This window comes from Variovorax sp. AC194, assembly GCF_979257995.1.
Window position 1 is genome coordinate 3,437,883 of sequence record NZ_OZ409823.1, and the last position, 22,807, is coordinate 3,460,689.

Genomic DNA, 22,807 nt, shown 5'->3' on the forward strand with positions numbered 1-22,807 from the left:
TTACCCCAGCCCTCTCCCCGAGGGGAGAGGGAGCAAGACAAATCAGAAGCGCGTGACGGGTGCTTCGGCTTCGGTCTTGGCGGGCGCGTACTTGCCCAGTTCCCACTTCGCGATCGCGTTGCGGTGCACTTCGTCCGGGCCGTCCGCGAAGCGCAGCGTGCGCGCGCCGGCGTAGGCGTAGGCGAGCGGGAAGTCGTCGCACATGCCGCCGCCGCCGTGGACCTGCATGGCCCAGTCGATCACCTGACAGGCCATGCTCGGCGCGACCACCTTGATCATCGCGATTTCATTCTTGGCGACCTTGTTGCCGGCCACGTCCATGAGCCAGGCGGCCTTGAGCGTGAGGAGACGCGCCATGTCGATCTTGCAGCGCGCCTCGGCGATGCGCTCCTGCGTCACGGTCTGCGAAGCGACGGTCTTGCCGAAGGCCACGCGCGAGGAGGCGCGCTTGCACATCAGCTCGAGCGCGCGCTCGGCCAGGCCGATCAGGCGCATGCAGTGGTGGATGCGTCCCGGGCCAAGGCGGCCCTGGGCGATTTCGAAGCCGCGGCCTTCGCCCAGCAGGATGTTGTCGACAGGCACGCGCACGTTCTCGAAATACATCTCGACGTGGCCGTGCGGCGCGTCGTCGTAGCCCATCACGTTGAGCGGGCGCACGATGCGGATGCCCTTGGCGTCGGCCGGCACGATCACCATGCTCTGCTGCGAGTGGCGCGGCGCGTCAGGATCGCTCTTGCCCATGGTGATGAAGACGGCGCAGCGCGGATCGGCCGCGCCCGAGATCCACCACTTGTGGCCGTTGATGACGTACTCGTCGCCCTGGCGTTCGATGCGGGTCGAGATGTTGGTGGCGTCGCTCGATGCCACGTCGGGCTCGGTCATCGCGAAGGCCGAGCGGATCTGGCCTTCGAGCAGCGGCTTGAGCCAGCGCGCCTTGATCTCTTCGGAGCCGTAGCGGGCGATGGTTTCCATGTTGCCGGTGTCGGGCGCCGAGCAATTGAAGGCTTCGCTCGCCCATGGCACGGCACCCATGATCTCGGCCAGGGGCGCGTATTCCTGGTTCGTGAGGCCCGCACCGGCGTAGCCGGAGGCCGAGGCGCTGTCGACCGGCAGGAAGAGGTTCCAGAGGCCCTGGGCCTTGGCTTTTTCCTTGACCTTTTCCACCGTCTTCAACGCGGTCCACCGCTTGCCGGCCGCCGTGTTCGCCGCCAGCTCGGCGCTGTACTCGGCCTCGGCCGGGTAGATGTTTTCGTCCATGAACGCCTTGACGCGTTTCTGCAGTTCCTTGGTCTTGGCCGAATATTCGAAATCCATGCTGTCTCCTGGTGGGGTTTTAGGGGAAGGCCGACTACGCCTTTTGGGCGAACTGCCAGGCCATCTCGGCCATCGGTCTCGCGCCGCGGGCCGACGCCACGGCTTGCTCGCTCGATGCGGTACCGGCCTCGACCCGCTTCGCAATGCCCTGCAGGATCGCGGCCATGCGGAACAGGTTGTAGGCCTGATAGAAATTCCAGTCCGGCGCCAGCGCCTCGGGCGTGCTGATGCGCGTGCGCTCGCAGTAGCGGCGGATGTATTCGCTCTCGGTGGGAATGCCCAGCGCCGCAACGTCCACGCCGCCGATGCCGCGGCCGGTGGTGGGCGGCATGTGCCATGACATGCAGTGGTAGCTGAAGTCCGCCAGCGGATGGCCCAGCGTGGAGAGCTCCCAGTCGAGCACCGCGATGATCCGCGGCTCGGTGGCGTGGAACATCACGTTGTCCAGGCGGTAGTCGCCATGGACGATCGAGACCTTGCTCTCGTCGCGCGCGCTCGCCGGCATGTGGGCGGGAAACCAGTCGATCAGGCGCTCCATGGCCTCGATCGGCTGCGACAGTTCGCCCGCGCCATCGGCCGATGCCTTGTACTGCTTGCTCCAGCGGCCGATCTGGCGCTCGAAGTAGTTGCCGGGCTTGCCGTAGTCGGCCAGGCCGCGCGCGGCGAAGTCGACCGTGTGCAGCGCCGCGATGACGCGGTTCATCTCGTCGTAATAGGCCGCGCGTTCGGCGTTGCTGAAGCCGGGCAGCGACTGGTCCCAAAGGACGCGACCCTGCATGAACTCCATCACGTAGAAGGCGCGGCCGATGACCGATTCGTCCTCGCAGAGGCAATGCATGCGCGGCACGGGCACGTCGGTGCCCTGCAGGCCGCTCATGACCTTGAACTCGCGCTCCACCGCATGGGCCGATGGCAGCAGCTTGGCGACCGGGCCCGGCTTGGCGCGCATCACGTAGCTCTGCGACGGCGTGACGAGCTTGTAGGTCGGGTTCGACTGGCCGCCCTTGAACATCTCGACCTCGAGCGGCCCCTTGAAGCCTTCGAGGTTCTTCTCGAGCCAGGCTGAGAGCACCTCGATGTCGAAGGCGTGCTGCTGCGACACCGCACGGGTGCCGACGAAGTTGGAGAAGTCCTGGCTCATGTCAGATATCCGCTTCCGAGACGCGCATGAGTGCGGCGCGATCCAGCACCACAAGGCCGCCCGGCTCGATCCGGATGGTGCCCTCGCGTTCCATGGTCTTGAGTTCCTGGTTGACCCGCTGGCGCGATGCGCCCAGCAGCTGTGCCAGTTCTTCCTGCGCCAGTTGCAGGCCGATGCGCATCTGGCTGCCGTCGTCCAGGTTGGGCACGCCGTAGCTGCGCACGAGGTGAATCAGTTGCTTGGCAAGCCGTGCGCGCAAGGGCAGGGTGTTGAGGTCTTCCACCAGCCCGAAGAGCGTGCGGATGCGGCGCGCCTGCAGCCGCATCAGCGCCTCGTACAGCTCCACGTGCGAATTGAGGATTTTCTGGAAGTCGGCCCGCGCCACGCAAAGAATGGTGCTGTCCCCATGCGCATAGGCGTCGTGCGTGCGCCGGTCCCCGTCGAACATCGCCACGTCGCCGAACCAGATGCCCGGCTCCACGTAGGTCAGCGTCACCTGCTTGCCCGAGACGGCCGTCGAGCTGACCCGCACCGCGCCCTTGGCGCAGGCAATCCAGTGTTCGGGTGGGTCGCCGCGTGCGGCGATCAGGTCGCCGTCCTTGTAGCGTTTGACGAAAGCGCATCGGAGGATGTCGTGCCGTAGCGATGGAGATAGGGAAGAAAACCAGCGACCACTGTTGATCGCTTCACGTTCTTCGATGGTAAGAATGGGGTCGTCCATTGGTCTGTCCTCTCGGCGACTGAAAAGCTGGGGGGTGTCACGGGAGCGACGCCGGAAGGCGCTACTCGTACTGCGGCGGTTTCTTGTCGAGGAACGCGGCGATGCCGATGCCCGCGTTCGCATGGTGCAGGTTGCGAACGAAATGGTCGCGCTCCTGCGACAGCTGCGCGGCCAGCGTGGCGCCGCGTGCTTCGCTCAGCAGTTCCTTGATGCTGGCCAGCGAGTTGGGCGCGCGGGCGTTGAGCTTCTTCGCCAGCGCCAGGGCACCCGCGAGCGCCTGTCCGTTCTCGGTGAGCTCGTTCACGAGACCGGCCGCATGCAGGCGCGGCGCACCGATGCGCTCGCCGTTCATGAGCCATTCGCTGGCCAGCTGCCGCGGCAGCTGCTGCCCCAGGTGCCAGCTCAAGCCGCCGTCGGGCGACAGCGCCACGTTGCTGTACGAGGCCGCGAACACCGCATCGCGCGCCGCCACCACGAAGTCGCAGGCGAGAGCGAGCGAAAAGCCCGCGCCGGCCGCGGCGCCTTCGACGGCCGCGATGATCGGCTTGGGGAAAGTACGGATCGAATCGATCCAGTTGTGCAGGCCCTCGATGCTCTCGGCCTGCACCGAGCGGTCGAGTTCGCGGTTGGCCAGGAGGCGCTGCAGCGAGCCGCCGGCGCAGAACCACGCGCCTTCGCCCACGATGACGACGCTGCGGATCTCCGCGCTGCTCTCGGCGCCGTTGAGCGCCTCGATGCCCGCGGCGTAGATCTCGGGGCCCAGGGCGTTGCGCTGGGTGGGGTTGGCGATCGTCAGCACCATGGTGCTGCCTTCGCTGGTGCTCTTGAGTTCGGCGGTCATCGCTGTGTCGCGTTTCCAGTGGGTTGGTTGTCTGTTTATTCTTCTTCGTGCAAGAGGCTCAGGCCCAGCGCGCCGCGGCGGCGCAGCCACGGGCTCGGGCGATAGCGCGGATCGCCGTAGACGGTCTGCAGGTTGAACAGCACCTCCAGCATGTTGGTCGGGCCGTAGAGGTTGCCCATCGCGAGCGGGCCACGCGGGTAGCCCAGGCCCAGCTGCACCGCGGTCTCCAGGTCGGCCGGGGAGCACACGCGCTGCTGGCACATGTCGGTGGCGATGTTGACGATGGTGCCGATCACGCGCTGCGTGACGAAGCCGCCGCTGTCGCGGATCACGCTCACCGCCTTGCCGTCGCGCGCGAAGAGGGCGTGCGCGGCATCGCGGATGTCGCGGCGGGTGGCCGGGTTGGTGGCGAGCACGCGGCGCTTGGTGGCGGCGTCGTCGATCAGCATGTCGATGCCGACGGTGCGCGTGGCGTCCAGGCGTTCGACGGCCGCGACGGTGGTCACGTCGAAGCCCAGCGGAGCCACGAGGATCAGCGAATGCGGCGCGGCGGTGGCGCCGCTGTCGATCTGCGCGCCCAGCGTGTTGACGAGGCGCAGCAGCTCGGCTCGGCGCGCGGCGCGCGGCGAGACCCAGACCGAGGGCGTGCCGTCGACCACGGGCGCGGGCGCCTCGGGCGTCTGCTGCATCACGCCGTCGGTGTAGCGGTAGAAGCCTTCGTTGGTCTTGCGGCCGAGCGCGCCGGCCGCCAGGCGCTGCGCGGTGATCACGCTCGGGCGAAAGCGCGGCTCCTCGAAGTACTGGTGGTAGATCGACTCCATCACCGGGTGCGACACGTCGAGCGCCGTCAGGTCCAGCAGCTCGAACGGGCCGAGGCGAAAGCCCGCCTGGTCCTTCAGGATGCGGTCGATCGTCACGAAATCGGTCACGCCTTCGCCCACGATGCGCAGCGCCTCGGTGCCGTAGCCGCGGCCCGCGTGGTTGACGATGAAGCCGGGCGTGTCCTGCGCCTGCACCGCGCTGTGGCCCATCTGCACCGCGTAGCCGGCCAGCTGCTTGCAGACCTCGGGCGCAGTCTTGAAGCCCGCCACCACCTCGACCACCTTCATGAGCGGCACGGGGTTGAAGAAGTGAAAGCCCGCAAAGCGCTCCGGATGCGAGAGTCCGGCCGCGATGGCCGTGACCGAGAGCGACGAGGTGTTGGTGACCAGCGTGGCCGTCGGGCCCACCACGGTCTCGATTTCACGGAAGAGCTTGCGCTTGACCTCGAGGTCTTCGATCACCGCCTCGATCACGAGGTCGCAGCCGGCGAGCGCCTGGATCGAGTCGACGGCCTGCACGCGCGCGATCTGCGCATCGCGGGCCGCGGCCTCAAGCTTGCCCTTTTCGTGCAGCTTGTTCCACTGGGCGATGAGGGCTTCGCGTCCGCGCTCGGCGGCGCCTGCAAAGCTGTCGAGAAGCAGCACTTCGCTGCCGGCCTGCGCGGCGATCTGCGCGATCCCGCGACCCATGGCGCCAGCGCCGATGAGCCCGATCCTTTGGTAGTTCACTGTCATTTGATGAAGATTTTCGCTGGTTGAGTGGTATGGGGGCCTGACGCGCAGGTGCTGGCCGAGAGCGGCTGGCGGGCGGCTGGCGAGCGTCGGCAGCCTCCGATTTTGCAATCCCGCGCGGGCGATGCGTCCCGGGTCTTACGCGGGGCCGCTTTTTTCAGGCCGGACGACGGCTGCGGTCGATGGCCACGCTCAGGCTGATGGCCAGCAACAGCAGCGCGAGGCCGACCCGGCTCATCCACGGCGCCGCGTCGTTCGCCAGCAGCCAGCCGCCCAGCCCCGCGCCGACGGCCTGGCCGATGTAGATGCCCGAGCTGTTGAGCGCCACGGAGCCCGGCGCGAGCGCGGGTGCGAGGCCCACCAGCCGCGCCTGCTGGGCCGAGTTGGTGGCGAAACAGCCCAGGCCCCAGGGCACGATCACCACGGCCAGCCAGGCGAGCGTGCTCGCGAACGGCCACAGGAACAGGCTCAGCGCGATCAGCGAACTCGTCAGCAGCACCATGCGGCCGGCGCCCGCACGATCGATGAAGCGGCTGACCACCATGTTGCCGATCAGCCCGAAAGCGCCGAACAGCGCCCACATCAGGCTCAGCGTGTTGGCGTCCGCGCCGAAGCTCTGCTTGAGCACGGGGCCGAAATAGCTGAACAGCACGAACTGCCCCGAGCCCTGCAGCGCCGTGACCAACACGATGCCCATCAGCACGGGGCTGCGCAGCACGCGCGACCACGCAGCAGCCGTGAGCGCGGCGGGGCGGATGCCGGTGGGCAGCGTGAGCCAGATCGACGCCGCACTCACGATGCTGAGCATCGCGATGGCCATGAAGGCCATGCGCCAGCCGAGGTGGCCGCCGATCAGCGCACCGATGGGCAGGCCCAGCACCGAGGCCATCGACCAGCCGAGGAAGACGAAGGTGACGGCGCGCCCGCGGTGTTCCGGCGGCACCAGCATGCCGGCGCAGGCCGCGGCTTGCGGCGTGAAGATCGCGGGTGCGATCACCGTGAGCATGCGCACCGGCAGCAGGGTGCCGAAGCTCGGCATGAGCGTGCAGAGGGCGTGTCCGGCGGCGTACCAGAGGAGCGTGAGGGCCAGGAGCTGGCGGCGGTCCCAGCCTGCGACGAGGGCGGCGAGGAGCGGTGCGCCGAGGCACATCACGATCGCTGCCGCGGTGATCAGCTGGCCCGCCGTCGCAGCGGTGACGGAAAGCGAGGCGCTGATCTCGTTGAGCGTGCCGGGCACCACCATCACGCCCGTGCCGATCACGAAATTGCCGGCCAGCAGCGCCCAGAGCGCGCCCCGGGGCGCAGGCCGACTCATGGAATCACCGGCGAACCTGCAGCGCGCCGGGATTCACGATGTTGGTGGGATTGCCCTTGATGAAGCTCACGACGTTGTCGAAAGCCTGACCGAAGTAGCTCTCGTAGCTGTCCTGCTCCACGTAGCCGATGTGCGGCGTGCAGATGCAGTTTTCCAGGCGCAGCAGCGCGTGGCCCTGCAGCGGCGGCTCGCTTTCGAACACGTCGATGGCTGCGAGGCCCGGGCGTCCGCGATTGAGCGCGGCGAGCAGGGCATCGGCCTCGACCAGTTCGGCGCGGGAAGTGTTCACGAAGAGCGCCGTCGGCTTCATGCGCGACAGGTCTTCGAGCGTGACGAGGCCGTTGGTTTCCTCGTTGAGCCGCAGGTGCACCGAGAGCACGTCGGCCGCGGCGAAGAACTCGTGGCGGTTCTGCGCGACCTGGAAGCCGTCGGAGCGCGCCTTGGCGCAGCTCGCCTCGCGTCCCCAGATCACCACCTGCATGCCGAAGGCCTGTCCGTAGCGCGCGACCAACTGACCGATGCGGCCATAGCCCCAGATGCAGAGCGTCTTGCCCTTGAGCACCGAGCCGAGGCCGAAATTGGGCGGCATCGACGCCGACTTGAGGCCCGACTGCTGCCACGCCCCGTGCTTGAGGTTGCTGATGTACTGCGGCAGCCGGCGCATGGCCGCCATGATCAGCGCCCAGGTGAGTTCGGCCGGTGCCTGCGGAGAGCCCGTGCCCTCGGCCACCGCCACGCCGCGCTCGGTGCAGGCATTGACGTCGATGTGGCCACCGACGCGCCCGGTCTGCGAAATGAGCTTGAGCTTGGGCAGCTTCTCGATCAGCTGGCGCGAGATGTGGGTGCGCTCGCGAATCAGCACGATCACGTCGGCGTCCTTCAGGCGAACCGACAGTTGCCCGATGCCCTTGACCGTGTTGGTGTAGACCTTGGCCGCGTACGCGTCCAGCTTGGCGGCGCAGCGCAGCTTGCGCACGGCGTCCTGGTAATCGTCGAGGATCACAATGTTCATGGCGTGCCATTGTGCCTCGCAGCATTGGGATGTCGCGCCAGTGAACGTTTGGATACCCACCCCGGGGTGCTTCTGGAGCGGTTCTCCCGGGGAAATGTCTCAGTGCAGACGGGTGGAGCGGGGCACCGAGCGCATGGTTTCCGCCGCTTCGAGCGCGGCCAGCCGGTCGAGCTCCGCGCAGACATCGGCCATGCGGCCCGAGATCACCATGCGGCTGCGGTCCTGGCTTTTTCCGTCGATCACGCGAACCACGCGCAGCGGGCGTGCCGGCGCTGTGGCGGTTGTCGTCGGTGCAGGCGTGCCTGCGGTGCGCGCGGTGCAGGCCGGGCGCACGGCCACGTAGCGCAGTCCGGCGGCGGTGTCGCTGCTGTCCCGGTGACGGGTGCGGCGGGCGGGCATCAGGCGGCTTGCAAGCGATTGCAGCGGCATCCAGAAATCAGCGATGGCGAGGAGGGCGATTCCCATGTGAACTCCAAAAAAGTCTGAGGTTGAACACAGGCAGGATTTCTTGAATCGGCCGCGACAGGGTGATGGCGACTTCGCGCCATACGCCCGCCACCTGTCGAGGCCGGATGGGGTGCTGCTGCAAGCAGGCCGCGAGGCCTACATCAGCATGGTGTTGCGGATGAGGCCGACCGCGAGGCCTTCGATTTCGAAGGGCTCACCGGGCTGCACGATGATGGTCGGGTAGTCGGGGTTCTCGGCGTGCAGCTCGATGACCTGCTTGTTGCGCTTCAGGCGCTTGACGGTGACTTCGTCGCCCAGGCGCGCGACCACGATCTGGCCGTTGCGCGCTTCCTTGGTGGCCTGCACGGCGAGCAGGTCGCCGTCCATGATGCCGGCGTCGCGCATCGACATGCCGCGCACCTTGAGCAGGTAGTCAGGCTGGCGCTGGAAGAGCGTGTTCTCGACGTAGTAGGTCTGGTCGACGTGCTCCTGCGCCAGGATGGGCGAGCCGGCCGCGACGCGACCGATGAGCGGGAGCGCCAGCTGCGCCATGCCGGGCAGCGACAGCGAGAACTGCCCGCCTTCGCGATGCCGCGTTTCGTTGAGCGAACGCAGCGCGTCGCCCTTGAGGCGGATGCCGCGGGAGGTGCCGCTGACAAGTTCGATGACGCCCTTGCGTGCCAGCGCCTGCAGGTGCTCTTCGGCGGCGTTGGCCGACTTGAACCCCAGCTCGTTGGCGATTTCGGCGCGCGTGGGCGGCGCACCGGTGCGCGCGATGGCGCTCTGGATCAAGTCGAGGATCTGCTGCTGGCGGGCGGTAAGCTTCACGGCGAACTGCATATGTGGTTCCTTGCGGCACTGGCTAGATATCCAGTACCTGTATTTTTAACCAGTTTTTGGAAGTTGACAAGTCATGGCCCATTTGCCGTTGCCCGAAGTGCGTCGCGTGGTGGTCCTGGGCACCGGCGGGACCATCGCCGGAAAGGCCTCCAGCAGCGGCGACAACATCGGCTACACCGCCGGGCAGGTGGGCGTGGCGGACCTCCTGGGCGGCATCGATGCGCCCGAGGGCATCGCTTTACTGGCGGAGCAGGTGGCGCAGCTCGACAGCAAGGACATGTCGTTCGACATCTGGCAGAAGCTCGCGCAGCGCTGCGTGCATTGGCTCGCACAGCCCGACGTGGCCGGCGTGGTGATCAGCCATGGCACCGACACGCTCGAGGAAACGGCCTTCTTCCTTCACTCGGTGCTGGCGTCGGCGAAGCCCGTGGTGCTGACCTGCGCGATGCGCCCGGCCACGGCGCTCTCGCCGGACGGTCCGCAGAACGTGCGCGATGCGATCGCGGTCGCGGCGATGGTGGGCGCGCAGGGCGTAGTGGCGGTGTGTGCTGGCACGGTCCACAGCGGGGTGGATGTGCAGAAGGTGCACACGTACCGGCTCGATGCTTTCGCATCTGGAGATGCAGGGCCGATCGGCTATGTGGAAGAGGGCGCGGTGCGGCGCGTGAGAGAGTGGCCGGCTGCGCCGTCATCTCAATCGTCGAAGGCGCTGAGCACGTCCGGGCCTTGGCCTCGGGTCGAGATCGTCATGAGCCATGCCGGTGCGAGCGGCGCGATCGTCGATGCGCTACTGCGGGAGGGCGCGGAGGAACCAGTCCGCGGGCTGGTCATCGCCACCACCGGCAATGGCACCGTGCACCACGCACTGGAAGCCGCGGCGCTCAAGGCACAGGACGCCGGCATCGCGGTGCTGCGCGCGACGCGTTGCACCAGTGGCCGCATCCTGCCGAAGCCCGATGACCGGCTGCGCGATGCAGGCGCGCTCACGCCCGTGAAGGCGCGCATCGCGCTGATGCTGGAACTGCTGGGGAAATAAATAGCCGCCCCGTCGAAGGGCGGCGGGAATCAGCTGCTCAGTGCCGCCAGGGCGCGTTGCGTGATTTCGTCGACCGTGCCGACGCCCTTGATGGCGCGGTACTTCGGCGCGGCGGCCGGATCGGCCTTGGCCCAGGCCGAGTAGTAGTCGACCAGCGGGCGCGTCTGCTGGCTGTACACCTCGAGCCGCTTGCCCACGGTTTCTTCCTTGTCGTCCTCGCGCTGGATCAGGTCTTCACCGGTCACGTCGTCCTTACCTTCGGTCTTGGGCGGGTTGAACTTGACGTGATACGTGCGGCCCGATGCCGGGTGCGAGCGGCGGCCGCTCATGCGTTCGATGATGTCGCCGAAGGGCACGTCGATCTCGAGCACGTAGTCGAGCTTGACGCCCGCGGCCTTCATGGCATCGGCCTGCGGAATGGTGCGCGGGAAACCGTCGAACAGAAAACCACCGGCGCAGTCGGGCTGGGCGATGCGCTCTTTCACGAGGTTGATGATCAGGTCGTCGCTCACCAGCGCGCCCGCGTCCATGACGGCCTTGGCCTGCAGTCCGAGCGGCGTGCCGGCCTTGACGGCGGCGCGCAGCATGTCGCCGGTCGAGATTTGGGGGATGCCGTATTTCTGGCAGATGAAGGCCGCTTGCGTGCCTTTGCCCGCCCCGGGCGCGCCCAGCAAAATTAGTCTCATGGTGTCCTCGGACGGTTCTTAGATTTTGTGTCACGCCCAGCGTCGGCCCGAGGGCTGGGCAAGGCGGATTTCACGTCGAGGATAGCATGCGCCTCCGTAGGGAATTCCCTCCGTGGCGCACGTCTTAAGGGGCTGGCCTGGAGGCAAAGACGGCACGTACGCGCGCCAGATCCTCGGGGGTGTCGATGCCCGGCCCGGGCGCGACATGGCTCACGTGCACCGCGATGCGATGCCCATGCCAGAGCGCGCGCAATTGCTCGAGTGCCTCGGTCGCTTCGACCGGCGCCGGCGGCAGCGACGGAAATTTCCGCACGAAACCCGCGCGGTAGCCGTAGATGCCGATGTGGCGCAGCGGCGCGGGCGTGGGCAGCACGGTCGGCGCCGCGCCGTTGGCAGAGCCATCGCGCCACCAGGGAATCGGCGCGCGGCTGAAGTAGAGCGCGTTGCCCTGCGCGTCGAGGACCGCCTTCACCACGTTCGGGTTCATGAAATCGCCCAGCGAGTCGATCTCGTGGGCCGCTGTGCTCATCGCCGCTTCGGGATGCAGGGCCAGCGCTGCGGCCACGGCATCGATCAGATCGGGGTCGATCAGCGGCTCGTCGCCCTGCACGTTGACGACGATTTCGTCGCCATCGAGGCCCAGTTGCTCGCACGCTTCGGCCAGCCGGTCGGTGCCGCTCGGGTGGTCTTGGCGCGTGAGGATGGCCTCGACGCCGTGCACCTTGCAGGCCGTAACGATGGAGGCATCGTCACCGGCCACGACCACGCGCGATGCGCTGGACTGGCCGGCCCGCTGCGCCACGCGCACGACCATCGGCAGGCCCGCGATATCGGCCAGGGGTTTGTTGGGCAGCCGCGTGGAGGCCAGTCGTGCCGGCACCAGGACGGTGAAGCGCACGGGGCCGGTCACAGACCCAGCTCTTCGTCGGACAGCGTGCGCGCCTCGTTCTCGAGCAGCACCGGGATGCCGTCGCGCACCGGGTAGGCCAGGCGTGCGCTGCGGGAGCACAGCTCCTGCTTCTCGGCGTTCCAGGTGAGGGGGCCCTTGGTCACGGGGCAGACGAGCAGTTCAAGCAGCTTGGTATCCATCGGTCGATGATAGCTTTGCGTCGAGCGCGGCGAAGAATTCCGGGGCAGGTTCGAAGTGCAGCGGAACGGCCAGTGCGTCCGGCGTCTTGCGCCACAGCTTGACTGCATCTTTCTCGGTGCAGAGCAGGGTGTATTCATTGCCGGGGGGGCGCTGCCACGCGTCGAAGTCGTGGTGATCGGGCAATGCGATGGTCTCGGCGAGCGTGAGGCCGCGCGCACGCAGCATCTCGAAGAATCCTTCGGGTCGCGCGATGGCCGCCAGTGCGATCAGCGGCGTGCCTGCCAGGGTCTCCAGGGGAACGCGCTTTCCGTCGCTTGCGACCGCATCCTGGGCGAGGCTGCGGGTGGCGGTGTAGCCGCCAGCAAGTGCGGGCCGCTCGCCGCTGTGGAGCACCAGGTCGCAACGACGTGGCCAGGGCTCGCGGAGCAGGCCCGCAGGCAGCAGCCAGCCGTTGCCGATGCCGCGATCGTCGAACACGCAGATCTCGATGTCGCGTGCCAGCGCCAGGTGCTGCAGGCCGTCGTCGCTCACGATCACCTGCGTGGCCGGATGCCGGGTCAACAGCGCGCGCGCGGCCTCGATGCGTTGTCGCGCAACGAAAACCGGGGCGCCCGTGGCGTGGCGAATCAGCGCTGGCTCGTCGCCGACATCATGGGGATCGCTGCCTTCGAGCACCTCGCGGCAATCGTCGGTGCGCCGGCCATAGCCGCGCGACACCACGCCGACCTGCAGGCCGCGGGCCTGCAGATGCCGGACGATGGCCATCACGACAGGTGTCTTGCCCGCACCGCCCGCAATCACGTTGCCGACGACGATCACCGGAACGGGCACGCGTTCGGTGCGAAGCCACCCCAGGCGATAGAGGCAGCCGCGCAGCGCGAAGAGCGCGCCGTAGACGAGCGACAGCGGCCACAGCAGGCACGCCAGCAGGCCGCGGTGCAGCCAGGCGTCCTGCAGCCGCCAGGCCGATGCACGCGATTCGCTGGATGCGCCCGTGCTGCTGCGGCCCTCGGATGGCACTCAATGCCCGGCTTGCGCCGTCGACTGGGCGGCGAAGGTGATCTGCATCAGGCCGGCGCGGCGCGCGGCTTCCATCACCGTGACGACGGCCTGGTGCGGGCTGCTCGCATCGGCGCTGATGATCACCACGCTGTCCTTGCCGCCCGTCGCCGCGGCGCCGAGTGCGGCAGCCACGGTGTTCACGTTGCGGTCCGCCACCGCGGCCTTGTTGACCGTGTAGCGGCCGTCGGCGGAGACAGTGACGATCACTTCCTTCGGATAGTCGCGCTGCGCGTCCACGTCCGCCGTCGGCAGCCGCAACTGCATTTCGGTGAACTTGCTGTAGGTGGTCGACAGCATCAGGAAGATCAGGACGACCAGCAGCACGTCGATGAACGGGATCAGGTTGATCTCCGGCTCGTCGCGCGCGCCGTGGCGAAACTGCATGCGCGCTCGGCTCATTTGCGCAGCGCGTTCAGGTGGCGCGCGAACCGCTCACCCGAGAGTTCGAGGTTCAGCAGGTATTCGTCGACGCGGCTGCGGAAATAGCGCCAGAAGATCAGCGTCGGAATCGCCACGATCAGCCCGAACGCCGTGTTGTACAGCGCGATCGAGATGCCGTGCGCCAACTGCGCCGGGTTGCCCGAGCCGACAGCGCCGCTTCCGGGCGATTGCGAACCGAAGATCTCGATCATGCCGATCACCGTGCCCAGAAGGCCCAGCAGCGGCGCGGCCGAAGCGATGGTGGCCAGTGCCGGCAGGTAGCGCTCCAGCTTGTGCGCGATGGTGCGGCCCGAGGCCTCCATGGCGGCGCGAAGGTCGTCCTCGGTGCAGCGCGGGTTGGCGTTGAGCGCCCGCAGGCCCGCGGCAAGCACCTGGCCGAGCATCGAGTTGCGTTCGAGTTTGGTCACGATGTCCGGTCCGGGAATGGACCCGCGTGAGACGGTGATGGTTTCGTCGAGCAATTTCGGCGGCAATACTTTCACGGTCTTCAGACTCGTGAAACGTTCTATAACCAGCGCGAGCGCAATAACCGAACAAGCGAGCAGCGGCCAGATCGGCCAACCCGCAGCAACAATGATGGAAAACAAGAAAATCCTCCGGCCCGTAGACTGCAAATGCGCGGCGATTATCCACCGAGCCCACCATCGGTATGTGGCTTGTTTGCGTGTCGGCAAGGACGCACAGATTCTGTGGATAACTTTGTGATTAACCTGCTTCGCAACGCGCCCGAACCCGCACGGGTGGGCCTTTCCGCTAGATCGATTGAATTTTGAGCAGTACTTTTTTGAATGAAATCAACCACTTGCACGGGAAACCGTGCGCCTGCCCTGCATGGGGGACTTCAGGCAGGGGACATCGGGTCTGTTGTGGAAGAGTGGCTTTCGGCCACTCGCACGCTTTGTGAACTTGCGTGAAACGAATTCCGCGCCCGGGCCGCGCATCTGGGCGGTCGGCGCGTTGTGCCGGGCGGTGGCCGACATGCTCGATGCCCGCTTCAATCCGGTGGCCGTGCGCGGCGAGATCTCGGGTTTTTCGCGCGCGTCGAGCGGACATTGTTACTTCTCGCTCAAGGACGAGTCCGGCCAGTTGCGCTGCGCCATGTTCCGCCGTGCCGCCGGGCTGCTCGATTTTTCGCCCCGCGATGGCGACCAGGTGGAGGTGCGCGGACGTCTTGCGGTCTACGAGCCGCGCGGCGACCTGCAACTGGTCGTCGAAAGCCTGAGGCGCGCGGGGCAGGGCGCGCTGTTCGAACAATTCCTGCAACGCAAGGCGCGCCTCGAAGCCGAAGGCCTGTTCGACCCGGCGCGCAAGCGTGCGCTGCCCACCATGCCGCGCACGGTCGGTGTCGTCACTTCGCTCGGGGCGGCGGCGCTGCACGACGTTGTCACGGCCTTGCGGCGGCGCGTGCCGCACATCCCCGTCGTGCTGGCCCCGGCGGCGGTGCAGGGCGCGAATGCGCCCGCCGAGCTGGTCCGCGCGCTGCAATCGCTCTATGCGCTGGAGCCGGCGGTCGATGTGATCCTGCTGGTGCGCGGCGGTGGTTCGATCGAAGACCTGTGGGCCTTCAACGACGAGACCCTGGCGCGGACCATCGTGCAGAGCCCGGTGCCGGTGGTGAGCGGTGTCGGACACGAAACCGACTTCACCATCGCCGATTTCTGCGCCGACCTGCGTGCGCCCACGCCGACGGCGGCGGCCGAGCTCGTCAGCGCGCCGCGCGACCTGTGGCTCGGCGCGCTCGACCTGCTCGACGAGCGGCTCGGCGATGCGCTGGGCGCACGCCTCGACGTGTTGGGACAGCGGCTCGATCAAGCGGCGGGGCGTCTGGGCCGTCCGTCGAACCTGGTGGCCCGCCAGCAGCTTCGCCTGGCGCACCATGCGCAGCGTTTGCACTTTGCGGTGCTGTCGCGACGGGAGCGCCTCGCGCAGGTGCCGCGGTCGATCGCCGCGGATCTTCCTGCGAAATTCGATCGCGCACTCGTGCAGCGGCGCGAACGCCTGGAGCGCGTGGCGCTGCGTTTGCGGCTGCTTGATCCGGCGCTGGTCCTGCAGCGCGGCTACGCATGGCTCACCGATGGCTCGGGCCGCGCGGTCGTCAGCGCAAAGAAGCTGCATGCTGGCGATGCTGTCGTCGCGCGGCTCGCGGATGGCGAAGTCGACCTGACTGTGACGCATGGAAGGAGCAACGACGGGAACACGTCCGACGCGCCTCCAAAAATTAGTTCCTAGAATCCTTTATTCCCCACAACCAACCCACGAGAAAAAACCATGGAACATGTGCTCCCACCCCTGCCGTACGCCCTTGACGCACTGGCACCCGAGTATTCGAAGGAAACCCTCGAGTACCACTACGGCAAGCATCACAACGCCTACGTGGTGAACCTCAACAACCTGCAAAAGGGCACCGAGTTCGAATCGATGACCCTCGAAGAGATCATCAAGAAGGCCAGCGGCGGCATCTACAACAACGCCGCTCAGATCTGGAACCACACCTTCTTCTGGAACTGCATGAAGCCGCAGGGCGGCGGTGCTCCCACCGGCGCACTGGCCAAGGCCATCGATGCGAAGTGGGGCAGCTACGACGCGTTCAAGGAAGCGTTCGTGAAGTCGGCCGTCGGCAACTTCGGCTCGGGCTGGACGTGGCTCGTGAAGAAGGCCGATGGTTCGGTGGACATCGTGAACACCGGCGCCGCCGGCACGCCGCTGACCACCGCGGACACGGCGCTGTTGACCGTCGACGTCTGGGAACACGCCTACTACATCGACTACCGCAACCTGCGCCCGAAGTTCGTCGAGACCTTCCTGGCCAAGCTCGCGAACTGGGACTTCGCCGCGAAGAACTTCGGCTGAGCCACGTTCGCGCATGAAAAAGCCGACCCTCGGGTCGGCTTTTTTTTGTGGGCTACATGTCGGCTACAGCCAGCAGAAACTCAACGCTTGGCGGCTGAGAACAGTTCGCCGCCGAGCTTGGCGCCTTTCTTGATGTTCTTCTTGGCAAACCAGCCTTGATTCATCTCGAGCACGTAGCGCACCGGCTCTTCGGAGCAATGCGAGTTTTCGGTGAGCGGCTGCATGTCGACCAAATTGACGATGCGGCCGTCGTCGGCCACGAAGGCAGCGGTCAAGGGCAGCAAGGTGTTGCGCATCCAGAAGCACTGGGTGGCGGGCTGCTCGAACACGAAGATCATGCCCTCGGCCTGCGGCATGGTCTTGCGGAACATGAGGCCGATTTCCCGCTGCTGGGGCGTCTGGGCGATCTGGGTGTCGATCTTGTACAGGCCGACCGACAGCTGCGTGCGCGCGAGGTCGGTCTGGGGTTGCTGCTGTTGGGCATGCGCCGGCATCACGAAGGAGGCGGACAGCAGGAGCAGGGCGGCTAAACGCTGAAACATCGGATAACTCTTTCAGGGCGAGGGCCGCAAAGGCCCCGACCCGTGACCAATAAAAATGCCCGCTGATGCGGGCATTGCCGGGTGAGCTTGAAAGCTTACACCTTCTTGGCGGCGGCCGTGTGGGCCTTCGCGACGTGGCGAACCTTGTGCTTCTTGACAGCGTGCTTGGCCTTGGCCTTCTGGGCAGCAGGTGCGGCCGGCGTGGCAGCTGCAGGTTCAGCGGTTTGCGCAAATGCACCGGCAGCGAAGAGACCGGCGACCAGGGCTGCGAGCAGCTTGTTCATGAGAAATCCTTTGATATCGTTGATTTGGATCACCTCCCTGTGGAAGGTCCACATTCAACGGAGCCCATCGCACGCGGTTGACAGCGCTTGGGCGGCGCCGGGCGAAAAAAAGCGCTCCGAGGAGCGCTTTTTTCAGGGGATGCCCAATTACTTGGGCGTGCCGCCTTGGGTCGACTTGCGCTTGACGCTGCCATCCTTGTTGCGACGACGTTGGTCGCGCGTTTCGGCGCGCTTTTCGCCGGAGGCTGCAGCCTTGTCGGTGCCCACGGCGCCGCCTTCGGGCGTCTTGGCGATGTCGCCAGCAGGAGCTGCCACTTGACCAGCGGGCTTGGCATCCTTCTTGGCTTCAGCACGTGTTTGCGACTTGCTGTTGGTTGCGTTCCCTTGTTCGGGCGTGGTGCCGGCCGGGTTTTGGGCATAGGCGCCAGCTGCGAACAGACCAGCGATCATGACTGCGAGAATTTTGCTCATTGAAGATTCCTCTATCGAGAATTGGTTGGAAACGCCTCCCGGCGAGCAGAAGGTCAGCCACTAACGAGCCCATTGGCCCCATGGTTGACAAACGCCAGCTGATGGGCAGCGTCTAAAATGTACAGCGATTTGTTAGCCGGTTGTACAGCGAAACCCCCGCGCTGTCTGAATTCGCTGACACTCGTCAAAATTACATCACTCCCGGAGCCTTCGCCCTCATGCCCAGCTATCAGCACATCAAAGTCCCGGCCGAAGGCCAGAAGATCACGGTCAATGCCGACAGCTCGCTGAATGTGCCCGATCAACCGATCATCCCTTTCATCGAAGGCGACGGGACGGGGCTGGACATCACGCCGGTGATGCTCAGGGTGGTGGATGCCGCGGTGGCCAAGGCCTACGGCGGCAAGAAGAAGATCCACTGGATGGAGGTCTATGCCGGCGAAAAATCGACCAAGGTGTACGGCCCCGACGTCTGGCTCCCCGAGGAAACCCTGCACGCCGTGCGCGACTACGTGGTCTCCATCAAGGGCCCGCTCACCACGCCCGTCGGCGGCGGCATCCGCTCGCTGAACGTTGCGCTGCGCCAGGAGCTCGACCTCTACGTGTGCCTGCGCCCCATCCAGTATTTCGAAGGCGTGCCCAGCCCTGTGCGCGAGCCGCACAAGACCAACATGGTCATCTTCCGCGAGAACTCGGAAGACATCTACGCCGGCATCGAATTCGAAGCAGAAAGCGACAAGGCCAAGAAGCTCATCAAGTTCCTGCAGGACGAACTCGGCGTCAAGAAGATCCGCTTCCCCAACACCTCCGGCATCGGCGTGAAGCCCGTGTCGATCGAGGGCACCGAGCGCCTCGTGCGCAAGGCTTTCCAGTACGCCATCGACAACGACAAGCCCAGTGTGACGATCGTGCACAAGGGCAACATCATGAAGTTCACCGAAGGCGGCTTCCGTGATTGGGCGTATGCCCTGGCCGCCAAGGAATTCGGCGCCGAGCTGGTCGACGGCGGCCCGTGGATGAAGTTCAAGAACCCGAGAACGGGCAAGGAAATCACCGTCAAGGACAGCATCGCCGACGCGTTCCTGCAGCAGATCCTGCTGCGCCCCGCCGAGTACAGCGTGATCGCCACGCTCAACCTCAACGGCGACTACGTGTCCGACGCGCTGGCCGCGCAGGTCGGCGGCATCGGCATCGCCCCGGGCGCGAACCTGAGCGACACCGTCGCGATGTTCGAAGCCACGCACGGCACGGCGCCCAAGTACGCCGGCAAGGACTACGTGAACCCCGGCTCCGAAATCCTCTCGGCCGAAATGATGCTGCGCCACATGGGCTGGACCGAAGCGGCCGACCTGATCATCAGCGCGATGAAAAAATCGATTGCCAGCAAGCGCGTGACCTATGACTTCGCGCGCCTGATGGAAGGTGCGACGCAGGTGAGCTGCTCGGGCTTCGGGCAGGTCATGATCGAGCATATGTAATCAATTCATTGAGCGCTCGGCGTCTTGTGACGTCGCCGCATCGAGCCTTTGAATTTCCAAAAGGAATTCAAAGGCTTTTTTCTTGTCTGCACGCTCTCCATTCGAATAGAAATTACTACTTTCAAGCTTTCCAATCGCGCAGACCCGGAGAAATTTCACGGACGAATTACCTGTTTTTGGGATTTAACTATTGGTAGAAACTGTGCACCGCACAGACCTGCACGAGCACCCAGAATCGCGCCTATTCGAGAAAGTATAGGGAGCGCGAAATGGGCAGGAAAAAAGCAAATACCGGCGCTTTGCCGAGCGGCGCAGTGCGTGAAGCAGCCGGGCAATTGTCTTGGTCGGCGAAGCGGTAGATCGCCATGGCGATTTCTCGACGAGCGCTGTTCGGCAAGCTCAATCTCACCCTGTTTCGCGGTATTGAATCCGCGACAGCCTTTGCCAAGCTGAGAGGAAATCCGTACGTCGAATTGACGCATTGGATTCATCAACTCTGGCAACTCAATGACGGCGATCTGCAGCGTGTCTGCCGTCACTACCAGGTCGACGCACAAGCCGTCGAAACAGACCTGAGGTCGGCCCTGTCGGAGCTGCCTTCCGGCGCCACGTCATTGAGCGATTTTTCCCATCACGTCGAAGCCGCCGTCGAGCGTGCGTGGGTGTTGTCCAGTCTCGAGTTCGGTGGCCGCTGCGTGCGCGGCGCCTGGCTGCTTGCGGCGCTGGTGCAAACGCCCGAACTGCGCCGCGTGCTCCTCGGCATATCTCCGGCATTCCGAAAAATTCCCGCGGAGCAATTGACGGATGTTCTCGCTGCCCTCATTGCAGGCTCCCCGGAAGATGGCGAAGGGCCGCACGACGGCTCGGCCTTGTCGCCCGCAATGCCTGGAGAAGCGAGCGGCGCGATCGCCGCATCGCCGGAAGGCAAATCGGCCTTGGCCCGGTACTGCGCCGACCTGACGGAACGCGCACGCGGTGGACAGATCGACCCTGTGATCGGCCGCGAACACGAGATCCGCACGATGGTCGACATCCTGCTTCGTCGGCGGCAGAACAACCCTCTGCTCACGGGAGAAGCTGGCGTGGGCAAGACGGCCGTGGTCGAGGGCCTTGCGCTCGCCATCGCCAGCGGCGAGGTTCCGCCATCGCTGAGCGATGCCCGCCTGCTCAGCCTCGATGTAGGCGCGCTGCTCGCCGGCGCCAGCATGCGGGGAGAGTTCGAGTCGCGCCTGAAATCGCTGCTCGAGGAGGCGAGCACGTCGAGCCAACCGGTCATCCTCTTCATCGACGAGGTGCACACCTTGATCGGCGCGGGCGGACAGGCAGGCACCGGGGACGCGGCCAACCTGCTCAAGCCCGCGCTCGCGCGCGGCACCTTGCGCACCGTGGGCGCCACCACGTGGAGCGAATACAAACGCCACATCGAAAAGGACCCCGCGTTGACCCGGCGCTTCCAGGTGCTGCAGGTGGCCGAGCCCGAAGAGGCCTCCGCCATCGAGATGGTGCGTGGCCTGGTCGCCACCTTTGCCGCGCATCACGGCGTCACCGTGCTGGACGAGGCCGTGCGGGCCGCGGTCACGCTGTCCCATCGCTACATCCCGTCGCGCCAGCTGCCGGACAAGGCGATCAGCCTGCTCGACACGGCCTGCGCACGCGTCGCCATGTCGCTGCACACGCCGCCCGCCGTGGTCGATCAATTGCGGCAGCGAATTGCGGCGCTGGATGTGGAACTCGAACTGCTGATTGGAGAGGGCGCCATCTCGCAAGGCAGCGAGAAGCGGCTGGAGCGCGTCGAAGCCGCGCATTCCCGGCTCGGGACCGCCGAACTTGAACTCTCGGCACATGAAGCCAGGTGGCAGGAAGAGCTGGCAATGGTCCAGCAGATTCAAGCGCTGAGAACAAGGAAGAGGGAGGAGGGAGAGAGAAGCGCCGAGGGCGAATGGCCCTCGGCGCAATTGCAGGCCCTCGAAGAAGAACTCCTGTCGCGTCAGCAGGACATGCCGCTGGTCTTTCCTCAGGTCGATGAGTCGGTGGTCGCGGCCATCGTCGCCGACTGGACGGGAATTCCCGTGGGGCGCATGGTGCAGGACGAAGTCGCCGCGGTCTTCAGGCTCGAATCCACGCTCGATGAACGAGTCATCGGTCAAGGCCATGCACTCGCGGCCATTGCCGAACGTATTCGTACGTCGCGAGCGCGGCTCACCGATCCCGACAAGCCGGTGGGTGTCTTCCTCTTGGTCGGTCCCTCGGGCGTCGGCAAGACCGAGACCGCGCTGGCGTTGGCGGAAGCGATGTATGGCGGCGAGCAGAACCTCATCACCATCAACATGAGCGAGTTTCAGGAGCCGCACACCGTCTCTGGCCTGAAGGGTTCGCCGCCGGGTTACGTGGGCTATGGGGAAGGCGGCGTTCTCACGGAGGCCGTGCGGCGCAAACCCTACAGCGTGATCCTGCTCGACGAGGTGGAGAAGGCGCACCCGGATGTGCACGAACTTTTCTACCAGGTGTTCGACAAGGGCTGGATGGAAGACGGCGAAGGTCGCCACATCGACTTCAGGAACACCACCATCCTGCTGACGAGCAACACCGGCGCCGAGCTCATCCAGAGCATGTGCGAAGACCTTTCGCCGCCGCCCGGCATCGACGCCTTGCGCGAAGCCCTGCAGCCCGCGCTTCGCCAGGTGTTTCCGGCCGCGTTCCTGGGGCGCCTGTCCGTCGTGCCCTACATCCCGTTGGGCGAGCGGGCCCTGGGCCGCGTCGTCTCGCTGCACCTGGACCGCGTGGTCCAGCGCATGAAAAAGCAGCATGGCATCGAACTGGGTTACGCACCCTCTCTGGTGGCCGAAATCATCGAGCGGTGCGGCACCCACGAAACCGGCGTTCGCCGCCTGATCGGGTTCATCGAGCAGCACCTGCTGCCCGTTCTGTCGCGGCAATGGCTCACCGCCTTGCAGGAAAGGCGAACGATCACCCGGATGTCCGTCGACGCCAAGCCGCGCGACACGACGGGCTCTCACTTGCAAGGAGGAGATGTCGTCATCTGCCACACCGAGTACGCCTGATCCTTCAAGCCGCCGCATTCATCCGGCGCCCTCACTTCAGTTTTTCATCAGGGAGTTTTCATGACAAACAACAACAGCAGCCAGAAGTTCATCGCCCGCAACAGGGCGCCACGCGTGCAGATTGAATACGACGTGGAAATCTACGGCTCGGAGAAAAAGATCGAGCTGCCTTTCGTCATGGGTGTCTTGGCCGATCTGTCCGGCAAGCCCGTGCAAGCATTGCCGCCGGTGGTCGAGCGCAAGTTCCTCGATATCGACATCGACAACTTCGATGAACGCATGAAGGCGATCCAGCCGCGCGTGGCCTTCGCCGTGCCCAACACGCTGTCGGGCCAGGGCCAGCTCATGGTCGACATCACCTTCGAGAGCATCGAGGACTTCTCGCCGGCGGCCGTGGCCCGCAAGGTCGAACCGCTCAGTCGCCTGCTCGAGGCGCGCACCCAGCTCGCCAACCTGCAGACCTACATGGATGGCAAGGCCGGTGCCGAGGGCCTCGTCAACAAGCTGCTGCAAGACCCGACGCTCATGAAGTCCCTTGCGCAGGCGCCCAAGCCGCGTGCGGCAACCCCCAACGATGCATCGACTGCCGAATCGGCAACCTGAACCTGCCCCAAGGAGCCT

General features: G+C 65.8%; 26 protein-coding genes. 6 read left to right on the forward strand and 20 right to left on the reverse strand.

The window, feature by feature from the left end; translation table 11 throughout:
- Nucleotides 1-42: 42 nt before the first annotated feature.
- The 9 genes from ACZYRS_RS16475 to lexA form a co-directional block, all read right to left on the reverse strand.
- Nucleotides 43-1,314, reverse strand: a complete 1,272-nt coding sequence (locus tag ACZYRS_RS16475) for an acyl-CoA dehydrogenase family protein (RefSeq protein WP_463420100.1) — start codon at nt 1,312-1,314, stop codon at nt 43-45.
- A gap of 34 nt (nt 1,315-1,348) precedes the next feature.
- Nucleotides 1,349-2,455, reverse strand: a complete 1,107-nt coding sequence (locus ACZYRS_RS16480) for a phosphotransferase (RefSeq protein WP_463420101.1) — start codon at nt 2,453-2,455, stop codon at nt 1,349-1,351.
- Between the two features lies 1 nt (nt 2,456).
- Nucleotides 2,457-3,176 (reverse strand): Crp/Fnr family transcriptional regulator, encoded by a 720-nt coding sequence (locus ACZYRS_RS16485; RefSeq protein WP_042578212.1) that lies wholly within the window; start codon nt 3,174-3,176, stop codon nt 2,457-2,459.
- Between the two features lie 61 nt (nt 3,177-3,237).
- On the reverse strand, nt 3,238-4,017 hold the full coding sequence (locus ACZYRS_RS16490; RefSeq protein ID WP_463420102.1) for an oxepin-CoA hydrolase, alternative type: 780 nt from the start codon (nt 4,015-4,017) through the stop codon (nt 3,238-3,240).
- Between the two features lie 35 nt (nt 4,018-4,052).
- Nucleotides 4,053-5,573, reverse strand: a complete 1,521-nt coding sequence (locus tag ACZYRS_RS16495; RefSeq protein ID WP_463420103.1) for a 3-hydroxyacyl-CoA dehydrogenase — start codon at nt 5,571-5,573, stop codon at nt 4,053-4,055.
- A 154-nt stretch (nt 5,574-5,727) separates the two neighbouring features.
- Complete coding sequence (locus ACZYRS_RS16500) at nt 5,728-6,885, reverse strand: MFS transporter (protein WP_463420104.1); 1,158 nt, start codon at nt 6,883-6,885, stop codon at nt 5,728-5,730.
- A 4-nt stretch (nt 6,886-6,889) separates the two neighbouring features.
- Nucleotides 6,890-7,897 (reverse strand): D-2-hydroxyacid dehydrogenase family protein, encoded by a 1,008-nt coding sequence (locus ACZYRS_RS16505; protein WP_198788468.1) that lies wholly within the window; start codon nt 7,895-7,897, stop codon nt 6,890-6,892.
- Between the two features lie 99 nt (nt 7,898-7,996).
- On the reverse strand, nt 7,997-8,362 hold the full coding sequence (locus tag ACZYRS_RS16510) for a hypothetical protein (protein ID WP_463420105.1): 366 nt from the start codon (nt 8,360-8,362) through the stop codon (nt 7,997-7,999).
- Between the two features lie 138 nt (nt 8,363-8,500).
- Nucleotides 8,501-9,184, reverse strand: coding sequence for a transcriptional repressor LexA (gene lexA / locus ACZYRS_RS16515; protein ID WP_013541704.1), 684 nt, complete (start codon nt 9,182-9,184; stop codon nt 8,501-8,503).
- Nucleotides 9,185-9,257: 73 nt separating this feature from the next.
- Between lexA and ACZYRS_RS16520 the strand changes: the two genes are divergently transcribed.
- Entirely contained in the window at nt 9,258-10,220 is a 963-nt protein-coding gene (locus ACZYRS_RS16520) for an asparaginase (protein ID WP_463420106.1), read from the forward strand.
- Between the two features lie 29 nt (nt 10,221-10,249).
- Here ACZYRS_RS16520 and adk read toward each other — a convergent pair whose 3' ends face one another.
- From adk to ACZYRS_RS16550, 6 genes are all read right to left on the reverse strand, one after another.
- Complete coding sequence (adk, locus tag ACZYRS_RS16525) at nt 10,250-10,906, reverse strand: adenylate kinase (protein ID WP_463420107.1); 657 nt, start codon at nt 10,904-10,906, stop codon at nt 10,250-10,252.
- Between the two features lie 124 nt (nt 10,907-11,030).
- Nucleotides 11,031-11,804: a 3-deoxy-manno-octulosonate cytidylyltransferase gene (gene kdsB / locus ACZYRS_RS16530; protein ID WP_463422494.1), complete on the reverse strand. Its 774-nt coding sequence runs from the start codon at nt 11,802-11,804 to the stop codon at nt 11,031-11,033.
- Nucleotides 11,805-11,812: 8 nt separating this feature from the next.
- Complete coding sequence (locus tag ACZYRS_RS16535) at nt 11,813-11,995, reverse strand: Trm112 family protein (RefSeq protein WP_013541700.1); 183 nt, start codon at nt 11,993-11,995, stop codon at nt 11,813-11,815.
- Entirely contained in the window at nt 11,976-13,016 is a 1,041-nt protein-coding gene (gene lpxK / locus ACZYRS_RS16540) for a tetraacyldisaccharide 4'-kinase (protein ID WP_198788471.1), read from the reverse strand. The genes ACZYRS_RS16535 and lpxK overlap by 20 nt, the downstream gene beginning before the upstream one ends.
- Nucleotides 13,017-13,442: an ExbD/TolR family protein gene (locus tag ACZYRS_RS16545; protein ID WP_443083375.1), complete on the reverse strand. Its 426-nt coding sequence runs from the start codon at nt 13,440-13,442 to the stop codon at nt 13,017-13,019.
- A gap of 11 nt (nt 13,443-13,453) precedes the next feature.
- Nucleotides 13,454-14,086, reverse strand: a complete 633-nt coding sequence (locus ACZYRS_RS16550; RefSeq protein ID WP_307648035.1) for a MotA/TolQ/ExbB proton channel family protein — start codon at nt 14,084-14,086, stop codon at nt 13,454-13,456.
- A gap of 313 nt (nt 14,087-14,399) precedes the next feature.
- On the opposite strand from ACZYRS_RS16550, the gene xseA reads away from it, so the two are divergent.
- Nucleotides 14,400-15,728, forward strand: coding sequence for an exodeoxyribonuclease VII large subunit (gene xseA / locus ACZYRS_RS16555; RefSeq protein WP_463420108.1), 1,329 nt, complete (start codon nt 14,400-14,402; stop codon nt 15,726-15,728).
- 39 nt (nt 15,729-15,767) lie between these two features.
- A complete protein-coding gene (locus ACZYRS_RS16560; RefSeq protein ID WP_463420109.1) occupies nt 15,768-16,349 on the forward strand; it encodes a superoxide dismutase in 582 nt (193 codons plus the stop codon).
- 80 nt (nt 16,350-16,429) lie between these two features.
- Here ACZYRS_RS16560 and ACZYRS_RS16565 read toward each other — a convergent pair whose 3' ends face one another.
- The 3 genes from ACZYRS_RS16565 to ACZYRS_RS16575 form a co-directional block, all read right to left on the reverse strand.
- Nucleotides 16,430-16,891 (reverse strand): DUF192 domain-containing protein, encoded by a 462-nt coding sequence (locus tag ACZYRS_RS16565; protein WP_198788474.1) that lies wholly within the window; start codon nt 16,889-16,891, stop codon nt 16,430-16,432.
- Between the two features lie 95 nt (nt 16,892-16,986).
- Nucleotides 16,987-17,175 (reverse strand): hypothetical protein, encoded by a 189-nt coding sequence (locus ACZYRS_RS16570; protein ID WP_463420110.1) that lies wholly within the window; start codon nt 17,173-17,175, stop codon nt 16,987-16,989.
- A gap of 147 nt (nt 17,176-17,322) precedes the next feature.
- Nucleotides 17,323-17,646 carry a cell envelope biogenesis protein TolA gene (locus ACZYRS_RS16575; protein WP_463420111.1) on the reverse strand — a complete coding sequence of 108 codons (324 nt, stop codon included), beginning with the start codon at nt 17,644-17,646 and terminating at the stop codon, nt 17,323-17,325.
- 218 nt (nt 17,647-17,864) lie between these two features.
- Here ACZYRS_RS16575 and icd point away from each other — a divergent pair, with 218 nt between their 5' ends.
- Nucleotides 17,865-19,124 (forward strand): NADP-dependent isocitrate dehydrogenase, encoded by a 1,260-nt coding sequence (icd, locus tag ACZYRS_RS16580; RefSeq protein WP_463420112.1) that lies wholly within the window; start codon nt 17,865-17,867, stop codon nt 19,122-19,124.
- Here the strand turns inward: icd and ACZYRS_RS16585 are convergent, their stop codons facing one another.
- Both ACZYRS_RS16585 and ACZYRS_RS16590 read right to left on the reverse strand, forming a co-directional pair.
- The gene (locus ACZYRS_RS16585) at nt 19,125-19,283 is read right to left on the reverse strand and encodes a hypothetical protein (protein ID WP_463420113.1); all 159 of its coding nucleotides are present in this window, start codon (nt 19,281-19,283) and stop codon (nt 19,125-19,127) included.
- An 82-nt stretch (nt 19,284-19,365) separates the two neighbouring features.
- On the reverse strand, nt 19,366-19,491 hold the full coding sequence (locus tag ACZYRS_RS16590; protein WP_463420114.1) for a hypothetical protein: 126 nt from the start codon (nt 19,489-19,491) through the stop codon (nt 19,366-19,368).
- Here ACZYRS_RS16590 and tssH point away from each other — a divergent pair.
- Nucleotides 19,490-22,186, forward strand: coding sequence for a type VI secretion system ATPase TssH (tssH, locus tag ACZYRS_RS16595; RefSeq protein ID WP_463420115.1), 2,697 nt, complete (start codon nt 19,490-19,492; stop codon nt 22,184-22,186). The genes ACZYRS_RS16590 and tssH overlap by 2 nt on opposite strands.
- A gap of 60 nt (nt 22,187-22,246) precedes the next feature.
- On the forward strand, nt 22,247-22,789 hold the full coding sequence (gene tssB / locus ACZYRS_RS16600) for a type VI secretion system contractile sheath small subunit (RefSeq protein WP_463420116.1): 543 nt from the start codon (nt 22,247-22,249) through the stop codon (nt 22,787-22,789).
- The last annotated feature ends 18 nt before the right edge of the window (nt 22,790-22,807 follow it).

Excerpts from the sequence above, each read along its gene's own strand:
- ACZYRS_RS16590 (WP_463420114.1), bottom strand. The coding sequence starts at position 19,491 with ATGGCGATCTACCGCTTCGCCGACCAAGACAATTGCCCGGCTGCTTCA.
- ACZYRS_RS16505 (WP_198788468.1), bottom strand. The coding sequence starts at position 7,897 with ATGAACATTGTGATCCTCGACGATTACCAGGACGCCGTGCGCAAGCTG.
- lexA (WP_013541704.1), bottom strand. The coding sequence starts at position 9,184 with ATGCAGTTCGCCGTGAAGCTTACCGCCCGCCAGCAGCAGATCCTCGAC.
- adk (WP_463420107.1), bottom strand. The coding sequence starts at position 10,906 with ATGAGACTAATTTTGCTGGGCGCGCCCGGGGCGGGCAAAGGCACGCAA.
- ACZYRS_RS16570 (WP_463420110.1), bottom strand. The coding sequence starts at position 17,175 with ATGAACAAGCTGCTCGCAGCCCTGGTCGCCGGTCTCTTCGCTGCCGGT.
- ACZYRS_RS16495 (WP_463420103.1), bottom strand. The coding sequence starts at position 5,573 with ATGACAGTGAACTACCAAAGGATCGGGCTCATCGGCGCTGGCGCCATG.
- tssB (WP_463420116.1), top strand. The coding sequence starts at position 22,247 with ATGACAAACAACAACAGCAGCCAGAAGTTCATCGCCCGCAACAGGGCG.
- ACZYRS_RS16480 (WP_463420101.1), bottom strand. The coding sequence starts at position 2,455 with ATGAGCCAGGACTTCTCCAACTTCGTCGGCACCCGTGCGGTGTCGCAG.
- ACZYRS_RS16520 (WP_463420106.1), top strand. The coding sequence starts at position 9,258 with ATGGCCCATTTGCCGTTGCCCGAAGTGCGTCGCGTGGTGGTCCTGGGC.
- tssH (WP_463420115.1), top strand. The coding sequence starts at position 19,490 with ATGGCGATTTCTCGACGAGCGCTGTTCGGCAAGCTCAATCTCACCCTG.
- ACZYRS_RS16560 (WP_463420109.1), top strand. The coding sequence starts at position 15,768 with ATGGAACATGTGCTCCCACCCCTGCCGTACGCCCTTGACGCACTGGCA.
- ACZYRS_RS16575 (WP_463420111.1), bottom strand. The coding sequence starts at position 17,646 with ATGAGCAAAATTCTCGCAGTCATGATCGCTGGTCTGTTCGCAGCTGGC.
- ACZYRS_RS16535 (WP_013541700.1), bottom strand. The coding sequence starts at position 11,995 with ATGGATACCAAGCTGCTTGAACTGCTCGTCTGCCCCGTGACCAAGGGC.
- ACZYRS_RS16510 (WP_463420105.1), bottom strand. The coding sequence starts at position 8,362 with ATGGGAATCGCCCTCCTCGCCATCGCTGATTTCTGGATGCCGCTGCAA.
- ACZYRS_RS16500 (WP_463420104.1), bottom strand. The coding sequence starts at position 6,885 with ATGAGTCGGCCTGCGCCCCGGGGCGCGCTCTGGGCGCTGCTGGCCGGC.
- ACZYRS_RS16475 (WP_463420100.1), bottom strand. The coding sequence starts at position 1,314 with ATGGATTTCGAATATTCGGCCAAGACCAAGGAACTGCAGAAACGCGTC.
- ACZYRS_RS16485 (WP_042578212.1), bottom strand. The coding sequence starts at position 3,176 with ATGGACGACCCCATTCTTACCATCGAAGAACGTGAAGCGATCAACAGT.
- icd (WP_463420112.1), top strand. The coding sequence starts at position 17,865 with ATGCCCAGCTATCAGCACATCAAAGTCCCGGCCGAAGGCCAGAAGATC.
- ACZYRS_RS16490 (WP_463420102.1), bottom strand. The coding sequence starts at position 4,017 with ATGACCGCCGAACTCAAGAGCACCAGCGAAGGCAGCACCATGGTGCTG.
- ACZYRS_RS16545 (WP_443083375.1), bottom strand. The coding sequence starts at position 13,442 with ATGCAGTTTCGCCACGGCGCGCGCGACGAGCCGGAGATCAACCTGATC.
- ACZYRS_RS16565 (WP_198788474.1), bottom strand. The coding sequence starts at position 16,891 with ATGTTTCAGCGTTTAGCCGCCCTGCTCCTGCTGTCCGCCTCCTTCGTG.